The following is a 16,495-nucleotide window of genomic DNA, read 5'->3' as shown; positions in this document are numbered from 1 at the left end:
TAATAAGTACTGGAATGTACACGAAATTCCAGATAGATATTCCAAGAATAGCAAATGCTAATTACTATTTACTTAATTTTAAGACGTTAAAAAGGATAAGGCCATAGTCCGATGGGCTGCCTTGGAAGTTTTGACATCAGCATAATAAAACAATCACTCTAAAAACCACGATTGGGTTGTAGCAATGGCCGCTGTTTTAAAAGAGGGAAATCAATTTATTTGGCAGAAGTAACTAAAGATCCAACAAACCAAGTTTAGTCATTACATAAAATGAACAAAAAATCCATTGCAGTCCTACCCTTTGTTAACATGAGCAATGATATTAACAATGAATATTTCTGCGACGGATTAACGGAGGAAATCATCAATGCATTGGCAAAAATCAAACAGCTTTCCGTTACCTCACGTACATCCTCATTTTATTTTAAAAACAAGACAGTTACCGTGGAACAGATAAGGGAGAAGCTAAATGTGGCGACTTTTATCGAGGGCAGTGTACGAACATCCAAGAGAAAAATGCGCATTACGGTGCAAATGATCGATACTTTGGAGGACTTTCATTTTTGGTCGGAGGTCTTTGATAGAAACCCGGAAGATGTATTCGAGATACAAGAAGAAATAAGTCATTTTATTGCTGAAAAATTACGCGAGCATATCGGTCATCTCGAAATTGAAGATAAACTAATTGAGCGTTACGAGGTCCCTGTACCTGTTTACAGAGAGTATTTAAAAGGTAGGTATTATTTAATGAAATTGGATTATGATAGTTCTTTAAAGGCCATCGAAATTTTTAAAAGCATTATAGAGAGATCACCAAACTTTGTAAACCCTTATTTAGATATTAATCAGGCCTATACTTTTATGGGAACCATGGGATTATTGCCAGCATTTGAAGCTTTTCAAAAGGCACAGTCCTTTTTTGAAAAAGCAAGGTCCCTAAGTCCTAATTCATCTAGAGTACAATTAAATTTGGCCTGGATAGAATGTTGGCAAAATTGGAACCTAAAAAAAGCGTACGAACATGCAAATAAAGCTTTGGAGACGCAACCTACGGATGAAATTTACCTGACCATTTCAAATTTATTAACTGTTGAGGGCAAATTAGGTCCTGCCCAAAATTATATAGATAAAGCGTTGGAATTGGATCCTTTTTCTTCAATAAACCATCATTACAAGGGGTTTCTGTATTATCTGCAGGAAGATTATGACAAAGCAAAGCGCTACTTGGAAAAGGCATTGGAATTAAACCCTAATTTACCTTTTCCACCTATTTATATTGGAAATAGTTTATTGTTATCGGGCAAGCCCATTGAAGCTTTGAGCTACTTTAATACACTATCGGGCATTTCTATAAAAGACCTTACTAAATTAGGAGGTAAAACCATGTGCTATGCCGTTCTTGGCGAAAGGACCAAATGTGATGATGGTATAAAAGAACTGGAAAGTTACCTAACATCCGACCTTGTTGAAAAAGCACTGATTTTTCTAATTCTGGTTTATGCTTTATTGGAGAATGAAGATAAGGTTTTGGAATATGTAAAAGAAGCCTTTAACAACCATTTACCTTTAGTTTTATTGTTAAATCCATCCCCTGTTCTCAAGTCTTTTAAAAACAACCAACATTATAAGGGTATTATGCTTAGGGCAATTCCTGACAATGTAAATTACAAGCAGAAAAAAAAGTACAAACAAGCCTTACTGGATACTAACGAAGTTACTAAGTACAGCAAAGAGTTAAAACAAATTATGATGGACTATAAGCTGTATTTAAATCCAGACCTATCATTAAAAGATTTGGCATCTTATTTAGACCTTCCTGCCAATTATGTTTCTCAACTATTGAACTTGGGGTTTCAGAAAAACTTCTCAGAGTACATCAATACTTTTAGGATCAACGAGTTTAAAGAGCGTATTCTTCTCGAGGAAAACAAAGGGTTGACCATAATGGCCATAGCTTATGATAGTGGGTTTAACTCTAAAACGGTTTTCAACACATTCTTCAAAAAAATAGAAGGTGTAACACCTAATGCCTATCTAAAATCCCATCGGTAAATTAGTTCGGATTTATAATCTGGAACTTTTACTTTATCGATTAGAGCTAGTATTGCCATGTAACAATGGAAATCAATCTTGAAAAAAAAGCTCAAATACTTAGTTAAAACAATTGCGGTACTTGTATTGCTGTCGATCATAACGATCACCAGTGCTTACTTATGGCCCACATCGGTATTGCAAACACCAAGAGTTTATACTAAAACAATGATCAATAATATAAATATTGTTGATGTTGAAACAGGTAAAACTGCCTACAATCAATTTGTACTGATAGAAAATTCCAGAATAACAAGAATAGATAGCGTACCATTTAAACCCATTGATAATTCATTGCGTATAGATGGCACCGGTAAATATTTAATACCTGGATTGTGGGATATGCACACCCATTCCAACCAACACTCTGAATGGTTGCACCATCCGCTTTACATTGCAAATGGCGTTACGGGCGTACGGGATATGTCTGGCCAATTAAATGAGAAAGATAGTTATTGGGTGGGCAGTAAGGAGCGTTTACAGTGGAATAAAGAACTGGAGAATAACACTAGGGTCTCGCCCAGGTACGTATTGCAAAGCAGTTATCAAATGGATGGTGAAAAAGCAATACCGGAAAATTCCCCCAATTTTTTTAAACTGCAGAACCGTTTGCAAGTAGACTCCCTGTTACAATTTTATAAAAACGAAAAGGTAGATTTTATAAAGATTTACGCGCAGTTACCAAAAGACATTTATTTAGATCTAGCTAAAAAAGCACCTATCTATGGTTTACATATAGCCGGCCACAAACCCATGTTTCTTAGTTTGGAAGAAGCTGTGGACTCTGGCCAAAGGAGTTTTGAACATGGACGCATTTTTTTGTACGAGTGTTTTCCCGAAGCCGATAGTCTAAAAAAACCCAATAATTGGAAAGATTATTTCTCTAGATCCAAAAAAAAGATGGTCAAGCAGTTTGACAGTGTTCGAGCAAAGGAGTTAATGGTTGTAATGCGTAACAACAAAACCTACTGGGTCCCAACTTTACAGACCTTAAAGTTTGAAGCATTGGCACATAAAGATAGTTTTACCAACAATGAAAATTTAAAATACATAACTAAGGTTAGAAAAAAACTCTGGTGGCAATATGATGTAGACCACTACAAAGAAAAGAATATCGAAAATGAAGGAGTCAATGTAAGCGAACAGTTTTATGAAGCTTCGAAAAAACAAGTGACTATGGCCCATAAATTGGGTGTGCCCATCATGGCAGGTACCGATGTTACCGATAGTTATGTATTTGCAGGTTTTAGTTTACACAATGAACTCTACGAATTAACCTCATGCGGTTTATCAAATGTAGAAGCTTTGCAAAATGCAACCATAGTTCCTGCAATTTTTTCAAACGTAGAGAAGGATTACGGAACCATTGAAATAGGCAAAAAGGCGGATCTGGTCTTATTGGATAAAAATCCTTTGGATGATATTAAAAATACAAAAAGCATCAAAGGAGTGTTGTTGAACGGTGTGTATTACGATCAAGGAAAAATCTCGGAACTCAAAAAATTCTCAGAAGGGGCGGCATCAAGTTTTCATATGAATGTGAAAACACTGGTAAGCTTAATCAACAGTCCGTTGATACGCGTACAGTTTGCAGATTAATTATTCCGTAGAACCTTAAATAGATGAAGGGATCATGAATCAATGAATCAAGGCATTATTTGAAAAGTATGAAATTAAGAAACGATATAGAATAAATAAAGACTGATAAGAAACCGAAGTCTTCCAAAAATAATTTCAATGAATATTTGGGACTTAGAAAAAGCAATTTATTGTAAAAGGGCAATGATTTGGTTTGTAATTGCACTTAAACCTCATTTTTGACGTCCCTGTACTTTTCCTTTTACTATTTAAAAGTGAAACGTTGCTTTGTTTAATAATGGATATCAAGAAAAAACAAACCATGGAAAAGATGGAACCTAAAAAAAGTAAAAAAGGCGTAAAACTGGGAATTGGAATTGTTCTTGGAACCATAGTGGGCTATATAACATCAAATATGCAATTATGGTTTGTTTTAGGGATTGCCATCGGAGCCGCTTTGGAATATGGAGTTCAACAAAAGTCAAAGTAATGGATAATAAGGTAATGGAAGGCAATAAACTAAAGAAAATACAGCAACAAGCCAAAATAGTTGGCTTCACCTATTTGACAACTACCTTAATTGGTTTTGTAAATATATTTTTCGTTAAAGCAGGTATACATAAACCTGAAATACTGTTAGCGTCAGAGTTTCAGTTTAGAATGTCCATCCTATTGGACATTACCATGTATACACTTGTAATGTGGATGGCTGTTGCACTGTATTTGCTGACAAAGTCAATAAATAAAAATCGTGCTATGCTCGGTTTGGTTTTTAGGTTGGCAGAAGTGGTCATGGGTTTTGTAATGGTACTATTATTTGCAGCACCCTTGATTATTTTAAAAAGGGCTCATAATTATCAGTTTACCAATGATACTTTACATTCATTAGCTACTGTATATTTTGATGTATATGGCATGGGGTCTAATCTTCATCTAATTCTTATGAGTATCGGTGCATTCATATTTATCAAATTATTACAATCTGCTTCTTATGTGCCTAAATGGTTAAGTTACTGGGGACTTTTTACTTATGCAAGCCTATTTATTGGTCTCTTAGTACAAATCATATATCCCGATGCTTCAAAACAATTTATGATCATAATGGCACCTGGGGCATTATTTGAGCTAGTATTTGGTATTTGGCTTTTAATTAAGGGAGTTGATTTAAAAAAAATAGAATATAAAATATGAAAACGACACATTACTTAATATTCTCTGCATTAACATTGGCCCTGAATGCTTGTAACCATAAAGAGCAAAAATCAAAAGTTAATGAAGAAGCAAGTTTAGAAGATGTTTATCTCGGTCAAAAACCACCAGGATTAAGGCCTATACCATTCGCTCCAGGTCTTGTATCTACTGAAATTTATGAGTACGATGGTGCATTCTCAAAAGATATGAGGGCGTTTTATTTTATAAGAAGAGGAGAGGAAAATAAAACATCAGCCTTTTACGAATACAAATATAATGACACTAACGGCGAATGGGAAAAATCAGAAATAGCATCTCCATGGATTGGACGACCAGTAATTTCACCAAACGGTGAAACCATGCATTTAGGTGATAGATATCTAAAAAGAACAGAATCAGGATGGTCCGAATTAAAAAAGCTGGAGCCACCTACCGTAAGTAATGATTCAATGTATATTATGCGCCTTTCATCATCCGAGAATGGCACGTATTATTTTGACACCTATAAAGAGAATGATTCAACGTTTCCAATTCGTTATTCACGTCTGATAAACGGAAAGCATGAAGAGCCAATAGCTTTGCCAAAAGCAATAAATACAGGAACTTTTTTAAGTCATCCTTTTATAGCTCCAGATGAATCCTATTTATTGTTCGATGCTGAAAGGGAAGATGGTTATGGTGATTCTGATATTTATATCAGTTTTAAACAAAAAGATGGTTCTTGGGGTAATGCTATTAATCTAGGAGATAAAATAAACACTGATGCTTGGGAAGCTTCGGCAAGCATAACGCCAGATGGCAAATACCTATTCTTCAGTAGAAATGTAGGTTCAGACGATTTTGAAAACGTAGATATCTTTTGGGTGGATGCGAAAGTTATCTTTTCACTTGAAAATCGTCATTAAAAAATATAATTCATCAATAAATACATCATTAATCAAAAAACGAACAATTATGACATCGATTAAAATGAAAACAATCAAAAAACAAATCTTATTAAACATGGCATGTGCCGCTTTTGCATTGGTATCAAGCACAACATATGCACAAAACACAAATGCTGAAACCACAACAAAAAGGAATGGTTTTATCATCGAATTCGCAGTGGGTGGAGGTATTATCAGTATAGAAGACAGTGCTGGTATTCAAACCTTCGACAAATCCCAGGGAACCTTTGTTTTTCCAGACCTAAAGCTTGGCCACATGTTAAATGAGAATTTCGCCATTACCGTCGCCATGCCAGGAAATATTTACGAATTTCAGGACAATGACAGGAATTTTGGAGGTTTTATTCCCTCTGTACAGTATTGGGTAAAAGATCGTTGGTGGATACATGGGGGAATTGGTTTAGCCATAGATTCGCCAGCACTTTATGATATTAAAGAGGATATAAATGACGATTGGAACTTTGGTTGTGCCTTTATGGCAAGTACAGGTTACGAAATTTATAAAAAGAGAAACTTCGCACTTAATGTGCAGTCCAAATTGGTTTTGGGTCGTGTATCTTTAGAAGGAGATGCACATAGAGATGCAGCCATCTTTAATATAGGATTAGGGTTCAGTTGGTTATAGTTCTTAAATTGAATGAGTTTTAAGTACTAACATCAATAATAATCTATTTATAAGTAATCTATATATTCAACTAGTATGCCCTAACCAAATTATTTTGGTTTGGGCATATGAATATTCCAACCAGGGATATCAATATTTTAAAATATAGACCCAAGCATAGTGATATTCATAAAAACCTTTAAAAGAATGAAATATATTTTATTGACCAGTTTACTGTTAGTGATGGGATGCACTAATTCCTCCAAGTCCAAAGAAGTATCGGCGAAAAAAGATACCCAAGAAAACCTGATAGCTATTTTGGATACTATTTGGCAAACGGAGCAAGGACCAATACGATTGAGGGATTCTATTGGTAGAGCAGTAGGTTTTGAATCAGAAGCCTTTAAAAAGCAAAACGAGATTTATCATAAAAACCATGATAAAAACGAAAAAAAAGTTTTACAAATTTTAGATTCTATTGGCTGGCCGAGTAAAGAAATAATTGGTGAACAGGGCAACTTAACTATTTGTAATGTATTACAACATTCTAGTTTAGAAGTGCGCGAAAAATACTTGCCCCTAATGCGAAAGGCGGTTAAGGACAAAGAACTGTCAGCTCGTTTTTTGGTTAGAGCAGTGGATCGGATAGCAACCGATAAAAATGAACTTCAAATATATGGCCAACAAATGAAGTACTATCCAGAAAGTCAGAGTTTTAATTTGTGGCCCATTAAGGACCCAGAAAATTTAGAAAAAAGAAGGGCAGAGATGGGGCTGGATTCAATATCGGAATTCTTAAAACGTAAACGGGTAGACTTTAAATGGGACCTAGAAGAACAGATCAAAAGATCTGAAGAATTTATTTTGGCAAAGGAAAATGCAAACCAATAGGAGAAGTCGTATCCAAACTGCATCGGTTGTGGTTATTCTTTTTATAATTGGAACACTTCTCAACATTCCATTCAGCAGAGAATTAAAAAGACTAAAAATCGAAGCGGGTGATACAAGCGTAGCACTATCGAATTCAATAACTTCGGATTTAGTTCAAACAAGTATTTATGGCCTTGTTTTGGGTGTTGTTTTGGTTCTTATTGGCTTATGGTTGGCTAAGAGTGCACAATTGGGAGCACCGGTAATAGAAAATATCTTTTCGGATACAACAGATATAAAATATCAAGGTTTTTTTAAAAAGCTATTGTTTCCTATCGGTCTTAGTGTAGTCCTGGCACTTGTATTACTAATGGCCCATAAAGTAACAAGAGCTTATTTTCCTGTGGAAATAATTATTGAAAGACCTTCAAAACCGTTTTACGCCATTGTATCATTTTCAGCAGGAATTACGGAAGAGATTATGTTCCGGTTTGGGTTAATGTCTTTGGTCGTAGCCTTGATTCAGTTTTTTAGAAAAGCAGAAAGGCCTTCGATAAGCGTGGTTTGGACGGGAATTATTGTATCTGCGGTATTTTTTGGTTTAATCCATTTACCATTATCAAAAAGCTTTTCCGGTCTTAGCTTGGTTACCGTTAGTTCTACGATGATAGGCAACCTTATTACAGGGTCTTTTTTTGGTTGGGTATATTGGAAACGTGGTTTGCTCGCAGCAATAATTGTACATGTTGTTTGGGATTTGGTCTTTCATGTGGTCGGCTCTCCCTATATGTGAAGAATTGTGTTCCGATTATAAAACACGAACGTTTAATTGCTTGATTAACGTCAATTTTGCTATATATAATCATAATTATGAAAGCAGCCATTTTTACCCAATACGGTGAGCCAGAAGTTATCCAGATTGTTGATACAGAAAAACCATCACCAAAACCAGACGAGGTTTTAGTGAAAATCGAAGCATCTTCCGTAACTAGGGCCGATACCATGATTCGCCAAGGAGTCCCAAAATTTGGCAGATTATTTTTAGGACTCATCAAGCCAAAAAATAAGGCTTTGGGCACCGGGTTTTCTGGAGTTGTGGAAGCTGTGGGTTCGCAAGTCACCAAATTTAGGATGGGCAATGCCGTTTTTGGCGAAAAATTGTTTAGCGAAGGGAGTAATGCAGAGTATTTATGTATGTCAGAAGATTTGGTAATTGCGCATAAGCCTAAATCAATATCCCATTCCGAAGCTGCTCCGATTTGCGATGGTTTTTTAACCTCCTACAACTTTCTAAAAGATATAGCCAAAATAAAATCGGGTCAGCATGTTTTGGTCAATGGTGCTTCGGGGAGCTTGGGAAGTGCAGCCATACAATTGGCAAAGATAATGGGAGCGAAGGTTACAGGGGTCTGTAGCGCAAAGAACATTGATTTTGTGCTGGCGTTGGGAGCAGATGAAGTATTGGATTACACCAAAGTAAAACTGGACGAGCTTTCTTGTACATACGATGTTGTTTACGATACTGTTGGAAAATTATCGTATAAAACCTTTAAAACCCTTATAGGTTCCAATGGTCTTTTTATGACACCGGTATTGAACGGGGAGGTTCTATGGCATATGTTATGGCGTCCAAAGAAAGTAAAGTTTGCCGCAACGGGCGTAAAAAAGACCAAGGAGTTAAAACGTTTGTTCGAGGAATTGGTTCAATTTTTCGAACAGGGAAAACTACACACCAATATTGACAATACATTTAAACTTTCCGAAATAAAATACGCGCATCAATACGTGGAGACAGGTCGTAAAGTCGGGAACATTGTTATCGTAAATTCATAAATCATCAATACGTGCTTAGCGCGGTCAAAGCATTAAAAAACGAACAAGTTATGTTATTTAAATCACCAGAGGGAAAATCAAAAATATTAAGTCTCTACAACAGAAAACTCCAAGAACTCAATGTCGGTCATTCAGAAAAATTAGTGGACACCAAGTTTGGCAAGACCAATATTGTATGTGTCGGCGACGCCAACTTGCCACCACTTGTTTTAATACATGGTACGGGAGGCTGCGCCCCTCAGATTCTGGATTCCTTCCCTAGTTTAGCATCACAATATTGTGTGTATGCAGTAGATGTGCTCGCACAACCCAATAAAAGCGCTGAGAACAGATTGGACATGAAATCTTTGGATTACGGCAAATGGCTTATTGAGGTAATTATAAAACTACGGTTGACCAATGTAACCTTGGCAGGTTTTTCCTTTGGGGGCTTAATCGCGTTAAAAGCATTGGAGTATAACCAAACCCCGATTAAACAAGTGTTCTTGATTGCACCCGTTTATATTGTAAACGGCAATCCCATGCTTAATGTATGGAAAATGTTTATTCCTTTAAAAAAATTCATCAAAACAAACAACCAGGCATACATTAAAAAAGTAATGGACGCCCTTTTTTCCAAATATGATGGTTTTGCATTGGTCTTTATGTCTACGGTATTTCAAAACTGCAATATGGACTTTTCGCCGTTACCTATAATTTCTAAAAATCGGGCAAAGAACATAAAAACTCCCATCTCCATTTTTGCGGCAGAGCAGGACATTATGTTCCCCGGTAAAAAAATGATAAAAAGAGCCAAGCAGATATTCCCTTCTTTAGAAGAAGTTGTTTTATTGAATGGTTCTAAACACGTGCCAAATGCAACAGATTTTAAAAAAATAGAACAGTTAATAATAGATAAAAGCAATTCATAATATGAAAACACACACAATACTAATTTACACCACAACATTGATGATGGTCCTATGTGCATCATGCTCTGGAGATGATTATACTAAGGACATGTTCTCAAATACGTACTAAAGAATACCCGATGCGAGCTTTGAGACAATTTTGATGGCAGAATGGTTCGCTAAATCCAAAAAATGTTCATTTAGAACTGTCGAATTGTAACCTTCACTAAAAATCAGTTTCTTTCTTTCATAAGCCTGGATAAGGTTTCGGGTCGCATGGCCAAAAAAGAAGCCAAGTACTTTTTAGGAATTCTATCGATTATCTTAGGCTTGTAAACATCCATAAAAAAGTCCAGACGTTTACCTGCATTGGGAATCCTGGCCAAAAACACCCTTTGTTCCGCCATAATGTAATATTCTTCCATTAATATTCGGTTGATTTCGAGCATCTCCGGAAAATTGTCGCAACAATATTTGTAATCTTCAAATGTTAAATAGTCGCAGTAGGTTTTTTCCAGGCTTTGTATGTTTTCCTGGCTAATTTCATTCCTAAAAAAACCTGTGATAGATGTGAATATTTCATTCTCAAGGTCCACCCACGTGGTGATGTCTGTCGAGTCTATTTCAAAGTAACCACGAACCATACCTTTTTTAATAAAGTAGAGGTTGTTGCAAATATCACCTGCTTTGCTTATAATTTCATTCTTGTCGAAAATGCATGTTTTAATATGGGTAAGCAAAAAAGATTTTAATTCAGGACCTAAGGGGTAAATGGCATTGAGAAAAGGGATAATAAAATGCTTTTTCTCGATATTTTCGTTATGGAGCATTTATGCAGTTAAATGTTATTAAGGTTCGTTGCTCTCAAATTTAATCTTTTGTAACCGAATTTTAATTTTCTTGCATATATAGTAGTTGATGTACAAGATTTATCGACTTAACGGATTGTAACGCTCTTAGCTAAAGAGCTATATGTTATTTCTGCGTAGGATGAAAAATTGGATTTTGACGTCGTATGGAACAAAAAATGGCCCTGTTTTAAAACAGGGCCATTCAGATTAAACGAAAAGCGTTAAACTAAACTCAATTAAACTAACTATCTCTAATAATCTGGGTTTTGTTTTAAGGCGCCACCGCTCAAATCGATGGCGGTAACTGGAATTGGGAATAAATCCATGAATGCTTGATAATCCCGAACTTTTGATTCTATTGTTGAAATTGTTCTACCTTCATTGGCGACATAAGCGTTCAATATCGATGCGGATACACCCCACCTTCTCAAATCGAACAATCGATGACCTTCCATACCTAGTTCTAGTCTTCTTTCAAACCTGACTGCCTGTCGGGCAAAATCTGCATCAGGGAAGGATCCGTACGGTTCAATTTCATAATTGGCGGCTGGTGCGTCCCCCGCTTCATTTAATACATAGGACGAATTTTTAGCCCTATTTCGAACTTGGTTCACATAATTAAGTGCGGTTGGTAAATCACCGGTTTCAACGGCTGCTTCCGCAGCCATAAGAAGTACATCCGCATAACGCATTATAGCGTAGTTAAGTCCGGAATGCTGTTGTCCCCAAGCACCTGTTCCTTGACTGGCATCCAGTTCATCTGCTTGATACATGTTCTTTTTTGAAAGATAGGGCCCGGAAATATCCGCATCTGTTGCTCGTATCCATTCTTGGCCGGGCATTATTCCAAATCCGTTGTAGTCTATTCCTCTTCTGCCTACAGTGTAGTCCAATCTTGGATCCAACGGTCCTGTGTGAGGAGTAAAGGGCTCATCTGTAGCAACCTCTTGGTCATTGGTTACATCTGTCTGATTGAATGTGTCCAATAAGGGAAGGCCATTACCGTCCGTTTGAAAAGCATTTACCAAATCCTGTGTTGGCTGGTAAAAACCACAACAGGTATTTATGGGGCCACCTCCGGGAAAGTTCAGTGTTCCGCCTTGGTTCCCATTAAGGGATTGTCCGCCATCTGCTGCATATTGTACCGCAAAGATAGATTCTTGTGAATTTTCACCAGCTGCATTAAAATTGTCAATAAACTCAGTGTTTAAAGCGTAAGGTCCATTGTTTATAACATCCTGGAACAGAGTAAGTGCAGTTCCCCAATCCGATTGGTAAAGATGTGTTTTTCCTTGAAAAGCTTTGGCGGTCCATGAAGTTGGCCTACCGGCATCCGATTGGGTTTCCGGTAGATTGTCTATAGCAAATTGGAAATCCGCTTCCACTTGGTCCCAAATAGGACCTGGATTTGGCTGATTGAACTCAGTATTCACATAATTTTCTTCAGAGATATATGCCGGATTTCCAAACATCTTTTGCAATTCAAAATTGAAATATCCTCTTAGAAAACGGGCTTCGGCCAGTTGGGCTGAGAAATCTCCCTCTTCTATAGATGCTATCAATGCTATTACCGCGTTGGAGCGGTTTACACCGGCATACAGGGACATCCATTTTCCCAAAAGGTACGGGTTACTTGTCTGTATATCATAGGTTTCCAATTGGAACAATTCCACTTGGTCCCCGTCGGTGCTTCCTTTGTGGGCATCGTCGGACATGGCATCGCACCACCAGTTATCCGGGCTTATGGCAAATCCATTGCCCAATTGGTTTTGTCGAACTCCGTCCAGAGCAGAATAGGCGCCTGTCAATAAAAGATCTACTCCCGTGGCATTGGCCGTTGCCTCTTCAGAGAGAACACCAATCGGGGTCTGCTCTGTAAAATCATCTTTACATGAATATGCAGAACCTATCAGTATAGCAATAATTAATATTTTCTTGATCATCTTTTTTTAAAATTTTAAGTTAACGCCAAACGTGTAAATTTGAGCCAAGGGATACGGAGCGGTATCAATTCCTTGTGTTAAGTTGTCCACCGATCCATCGGAAACGAGAATCGGGATTTCAGGGTCCATTCCACTATAATCCGTTATGGTAAACAGGTTCGAGGCCTGTAGGTATAAACGAATTTGATTTATGCCCAATTTATCCAAAACCGTGTCAGGAAGTGAATATCCAATTTGAAGGTTTCTTAATCTTAGGTATGATGCGTCCTCGACAAAATAAGAGTTAGGGCTTGTTTCCCGGTTAACCACAGAGGTTCCAAGTGCTGGAAGTGTTGCATTGGTATTTTGCGGAGACCAAGAATCCAGTACTCGCGTACTTCTGTTTCCGAAGAAAAAAGTTGGGAAATCCGTAAATATCTTGGAATAGTTATATACGTCCCTACCTTGCACTCCGGAGAAGAAGGCGGACAGGTCCCAGTTTTTATAACCGAGGCTCAGGTTGATACCATAGGTGAAATCGGGATGGGGCGTACCGATTTTGGTTCTATCCGAATCGTTGATTACACCATTGTTATCAACATCCCTATATTTAAAACGACCCACACCATCGGCATCGTTTTCAAACTGTTGGTCCGGTGAGGATGCAACCTCGGATTCGCTTTCAAATATTCCAATTACATCGAACCCATAAAAATAGGAGATAGGTTCGCCCACTTCGGTTACGGTTATGGCACCACCCCTAAATCCAGGGTCGCCAAATTGCTGGCTGTTGATTAGTTCCGTTACTTCATTCTTATATGAAGAAACATTGAGGTCAACTCCATAGGAGAATCCAGACTCTGTTTGATCTCTATAGCCTATTGCAAGATCAAACCCTTTGTTTTCAATACTTCCCAAATTTACAAAAGGGGCATTTGCATCTGGAGCCGTAGTACTGATCAATTGCAAGTCTTGTGCAATTAAATCTTCGGTTGTTATTTTAAATAATTCAAATTCCACGCTCAAACGGTTATCCAAAAAGCCCAATTCCACTCCAAGGTTGCTTGTTTGCGATGTTTCCCAACGTAATCCCTCGTTACCAATCGCTCTAATTATTGCTCCCGTTGCCGGTGCCCCAGATCCATTAAATGCGTAGTTGGTCTGACCGACATCTATACCTGCTTGGGTTAGCGTAGGCCCTTCAACAGGAACCTGCTGGTTTCCCAATTCACCATATGAGGCTTTGAACTTTACGCGGTTCAACCAGTCTACGTTAAACCAGTTTTCTTCGCTTAATAACCAGCCTGCACTGACCGCTGGAAAGGTGTCGCTTTGATTGTCTCCTAAAAAATTGGAAGATTTGTCCCTACGTAAAGTGGCAGTTAGGTAGTATTTGTTGTCGTACGAATAGTTTACGCTACCAAAGACGGAAAAAAGAGAAGTGGTGTTGTCTCCGGCGCTTACGATGGGGTCTCCAGTACCTGTATCCGGTAGATAATAATCAGGTGTCTCAAATAGGAAGTCGGTAACAGTTACAGATTTAAACTTGCTTCTATCTTCCAATGCCTCAACACCGACCAGTGCATTCACGTTGTGCTTTCCAAACGTTTTATTGTAATTCAACGTATTGGTCCAAATCCAGCTGTAACTATCGGTATCCGATTCGGTAAGTGAGTTTGTGGACCTAGCCTCGGAATGCTCTGGGTTGGTTGGCAGAAATGCCCTTGTACTAAGTAGTTCCGCATCACCACCGATCGAAGTTTTGGCTGTTAGCCCGTCGATAATTTCATAAGTGGCATAAATGTCTCCCAAAATTCTAAATGTTTTGTAGAAATTATCTCCAGCTCTTTTTAAATCTGCTACCGGATTGGTTGGATTGGATAAATCCAAAGCATTGGAATATGTACCGGTAAAGTTTCCTGCATTGGTATATGCCGGTAAAAGTGGGGAGTTCCTCATAGCCAACATCAAAGGGCTTCCTCCAAGACTTGTATTTGGATTTTTTGGGGAATTGCTATTGGCAAAAGATACGTTTAAATGCTGCCCTATCCTTACTTTTTCGCCTACTTTAAACTCTGAATTAACTCTGGTCAACCCTCTTTTAAAGGACGATTCCAGTTGTATTCCCTGACGGTTTAAATATGAAGCGGTCATTGAGTATTTGGCACCCGCATTTCCATTTTCCATGCGTAGGGATATGTTCTGTGTTGGAGCACTTCTGTAGATATCGTCAAACCAAGTGCCACTTGATCTGGCGTTTACAGGTTCGGGAGCACCCAAGATAGTTGAAGGTACAACAGGAGAGGCCCCGTCTCCATATTGCGCGTGGGATGGAGCTTGTCCAACATTGCTGAAACTATCCCAAAACATTTGTGCATGTTGTTGGGCATTTAAAAGCCCAGGAAGATTGGATGCTCTTGAGAAACCTGTGTACATATCCAAAGATATCTCGGCAGATTCCATATTGTACCCCCCATTTTTAGTGGTAACAATTACAACTCCATTGGAAGCCCTTGCCCCATAGATGGATGCCGCACCATCTTTTAACACGTTCATTTGAAGAATATCTGCAGGATCAATGGCATTTAAGATAGAACCATCTGTAGTCTGTACACCATCGATAATAAATAATGGATCGTTACCATTGGTCGAGCCAAAACCGCGAATACGAATGGTCGGGGCGGAACCGGGCACACCCGAATTGATCAGGGACACACCGGTAACCCTGCCTTCCAAAGCTTCGGCGGCGTTTACAATGGGTGCTTTTGTTGCTTCAGAAAGGTCCACTGAAGCTACGGAACCGGTTAAGTCTCCCCTGGTTTGTGTAGAGTAACCAAGCACTACTACTTCATCAAGTTGACTGGCATCCTCCGAAAGGGAAACATTAACAACCGACCGGCCATTTATCGGCACTGATTGTGTAGAGAATCCGACATAGCTGAATACCAAAGTCGCATTGCTGTCGGCACTTATCACATAATTGCCATCAAAGTCTGTTTGTGTACCGTTGGTGGTTCCTTGTACCAAAACATTGGCACCGATTAAAGGATCTCCATTTTGATCGGTCACATTTCCTGTAATTTGTGTTTGATCGGCAGTCTGTATTGCCTTAAAAGGATTTTCATGGGCTCTGATCATTGTGCTGCTGAAAAACATCAATAAAAAGCCTAGAGTAAGAGATAGACATGGTCTTCCGTGTTTGGACCATGAACAATTGTTTTCAATCATAGTGGTTAATGTTTGTCTAGTTAGTCAATACTTGTAAACGGTATTTTTATTAAACCAAAAAAAAAGCTAAAAAAATATTTAATAAGCTTTAAAAACGTTAAAAAAATATAATATTTACAAAAGCAAATTAATAAATAAAAATGCGAAAAACACAATTAAATACATTTGTAGGTGATATATTCGCAATGAAGGCAGCAAAATAACAGTGTACTCAAACGTTTTCGTAAAAAATATGAAGTATATGCAATTGATGAAGCTGATAATGATAATAAGTAGCTTAACTTTTTATTAACATCGCAATTTTAAAGGCATCAAACGTTTTCAGGTAGGTAAAATCGGGAGCACTTTTTGATATTCATTTATATTTTTATAACAAAAACAACCAAAAATGTGATTTAATTAAAAATAGCATCTGTGATAATTTAAGACCAATAAAAATTTAATAACCTATTGTCCTTTTTCAGAATTTTCCAACATAATCGATTTAAAA

General features: G+C 37.7%; 13 protein-coding genes. 10 read left to right on the top strand and 3 right to left on the bottom strand.

Features of this window, described 5'->3' with window-relative positions:
* The first annotated feature begins 309 nt into the window (after positions 1-309).
* The 10 genes from ACXAFK_RS10760 to ACXAFK_RS10715 all read left to right on the top strand — a co-directional run bounded on the left by ACXAFK_RS10760 (position 310) and on the right by ACXAFK_RS10715 (position 10,025).
* Complete coding sequence (locus tag ACXAFK_RS10760; RefSeq protein ID WP_474957752.1) at positions 310-2,052, top strand: tetratricopeptide repeat protein; 1,743 nt, start codon at positions 310-312, stop codon at positions 2,050-2,052.
* A 207-nt stretch (positions 2,053-2,259) separates the two neighbouring features.
* Complete coding sequence (locus tag ACXAFK_RS10755; RefSeq protein WP_474957751.1) at positions 2,260-3,690, top strand: amidohydrolase family protein; 1,431 nt, start codon at positions 2,260-2,262, stop codon at positions 3,688-3,690.
* 310 nt (positions 3,691-4,000) lie between these two features.
* Entirely contained in the window at positions 4,001-4,159 is a 159-nt protein-coding gene (locus tag ACXAFK_RS10750; protein ID WP_474957750.1) for a glycine zipper domain-containing protein, read from the top strand.
* Entirely contained in the window at positions 4,159-4,860 is a 702-nt protein-coding gene (locus tag ACXAFK_RS10745) for a DUF4386 domain-containing protein (protein WP_474957749.1), read from the top strand. Before ACXAFK_RS10750 ends, ACXAFK_RS10745 begins: the two co-directional genes overlap by 1 nt.
* Positions 4,857-5,765, top strand: coding sequence for a TolB family protein (locus ACXAFK_RS10740; protein ID WP_474957748.1), 909 nt, complete (start codon positions 4,857-4,859; stop codon positions 5,763-5,765). The genes ACXAFK_RS10745 and ACXAFK_RS10740 overlap by 4 nt, the downstream gene beginning before the upstream one ends.
* Positions 5,766-5,829: 64 nt before the next feature.
* Complete coding sequence (locus tag ACXAFK_RS10735; RefSeq protein ID WP_474957747.1) at positions 5,830-6,432, top strand: hypothetical protein; 603 nt, start codon at positions 5,830-5,832, stop codon at positions 6,430-6,432.
* A gap of 186 nt (positions 6,433-6,618) precedes the next feature.
* Complete coding sequence (locus tag ACXAFK_RS10730) at positions 6,619-7,302, top strand: DUF6624 domain-containing protein (protein ID WP_474957746.1); 684 nt, start codon at positions 6,619-6,621, stop codon at positions 7,300-7,302.
* Positions 7,289-8,074: a CPBP family intramembrane glutamic endopeptidase gene (locus tag ACXAFK_RS10725; RefSeq protein WP_474957745.1), complete on the top strand. Its 786-nt coding sequence runs from the start codon at positions 7,289-7,291 to the stop codon at positions 8,072-8,074. The genes ACXAFK_RS10730 and ACXAFK_RS10725 overlap by 14 nt, the downstream gene beginning before the upstream one ends.
* A 77-nt stretch (positions 8,075-8,151) precedes the next feature.
* Complete coding sequence (locus ACXAFK_RS10720) at positions 8,152-9,114, top strand: NAD(P)-dependent alcohol dehydrogenase (protein WP_474957744.1); 963 nt, start codon at positions 8,152-8,154, stop codon at positions 9,112-9,114.
* A 50-nt stretch (positions 9,115-9,164) separates the two neighbouring features.
* Positions 9,165-10,025 carry an alpha/beta fold hydrolase gene (locus ACXAFK_RS10715; RefSeq protein WP_474957743.1) on the top strand — a complete coding sequence of 287 codons (861 nt, stop codon included), beginning with the start codon at positions 9,165-9,167 and terminating at the stop codon, positions 10,023-10,025.
* Between the two features lie 212 nt (positions 10,026-10,237).
* Here the strand turns inward: ACXAFK_RS10715 and ACXAFK_RS10710 are convergent, their stop codons facing one another.
* From ACXAFK_RS10710 to ACXAFK_RS10700, 3 genes are all read right to left on the bottom strand, one after another.
* Positions 10,238-10,834: a Crp/Fnr family transcriptional regulator gene (locus ACXAFK_RS10710; RefSeq protein WP_474957742.1), complete on the bottom strand. Its 597-nt coding sequence runs from the start codon at positions 10,832-10,834 to the stop codon at positions 10,238-10,240.
* 272 nt (positions 10,835-11,106) lie between these two features.
* The gene (locus ACXAFK_RS10705) at positions 11,107-12,798 is read right to left on the bottom strand and encodes a RagB/SusD family nutrient uptake outer membrane protein (protein WP_252079540.1); all 1,692 of its coding nucleotides are present in this window, start codon (positions 12,796-12,798) and stop codon (positions 11,107-11,109) included.
* A gap of 6 nt (positions 12,799-12,804) precedes the next feature.
* Positions 12,805-15,915, bottom strand: a complete 3,111-nt coding sequence (locus tag ACXAFK_RS10700; protein ID WP_338194595.1) for a SusC/RagA family TonB-linked outer membrane protein — start codon at positions 15,913-15,915, stop codon at positions 12,805-12,807.
* Positions 15,916-16,495: the final 580 nt, after the last annotated feature.

This window comes from Flagellimonas sp. ABD4_174, from assembly GCF_056160185.1.
This window is presented reverse-complemented; position numbering and strand designations above follow the sequence as displayed.

Coding starts and splice junctions, on each gene's coding strand:
- ACXAFK_RS10715 (WP_474957743.1), top strand. CDS start 9,165: ATGTTATTTAAATCACCAGAGGGAAAATCAAAAATATTAAGTCTCTAC.
- ACXAFK_RS10725 (WP_474957745.1), top strand. CDS start 7,289: ATGCAAACCAATAGGAGAAGTCGTATCCAAACTGCATCGGTTGTGGTT.
- ACXAFK_RS10755 (WP_474957751.1), top strand. CDS start 2,260: ATGATCAATAATATAAATATTGTTGATGTTGAAACAGGTAAAACTGCC.
- ACXAFK_RS10740 (WP_474957748.1), top strand. CDS start 4,857: ATGAAAACGACACATTACTTAATATTCTCTGCATTAACATTGGCCCTG.
- ACXAFK_RS10700 (WP_338194595.1), bottom strand. CDS start 15,915: ATGATCAGAGCCCATGAAAATCCTTTTAAGGCAATACAGACTGCCGAT.
- ACXAFK_RS10750 (WP_474957750.1), top strand. CDS start 4,001: ATGGAACCTAAAAAAAGTAAAAAAGGCGTAAAACTGGGAATTGGAATT.
- ACXAFK_RS10735 (WP_474957747.1), top strand. CDS start 5,830: ATGAAAACAATCAAAAAACAAATCTTATTAAACATGGCATGTGCCGCT.
- ACXAFK_RS10705 (WP_252079540.1), bottom strand. CDS start 12,798: ATGATCAAGAAAATATTAATTATTGCTATACTGATAGGTTCTGCATAT.
- ACXAFK_RS10710 (WP_474957742.1), bottom strand. CDS start 10,834: ATGCTCCATAACGAAAATATCGAGAAAAAGCATTTTATTATCCCTTTT.
- ACXAFK_RS10760 (WP_474957752.1), top strand. CDS start 310: ATGAGCAATGATATTAACAATGAATATTTCTGCGACGGATTAACGGAG.
- ACXAFK_RS10720 (WP_474957744.1), top strand. CDS start 8,152: ATGAAAGCAGCCATTTTTACCCAATACGGTGAGCCAGAAGTTATCCAG.
- ACXAFK_RS10730 (WP_474957746.1), top strand. CDS start 6,619: ATGAAATATATTTTATTGACCAGTTTACTGTTAGTGATGGGATGCACT.
- ACXAFK_RS10745 (WP_474957749.1), top strand. CDS start 4,159: ATGGATAATAAGGTAATGGAAGGCAATAAACTAAAGAAAATACAGCAA.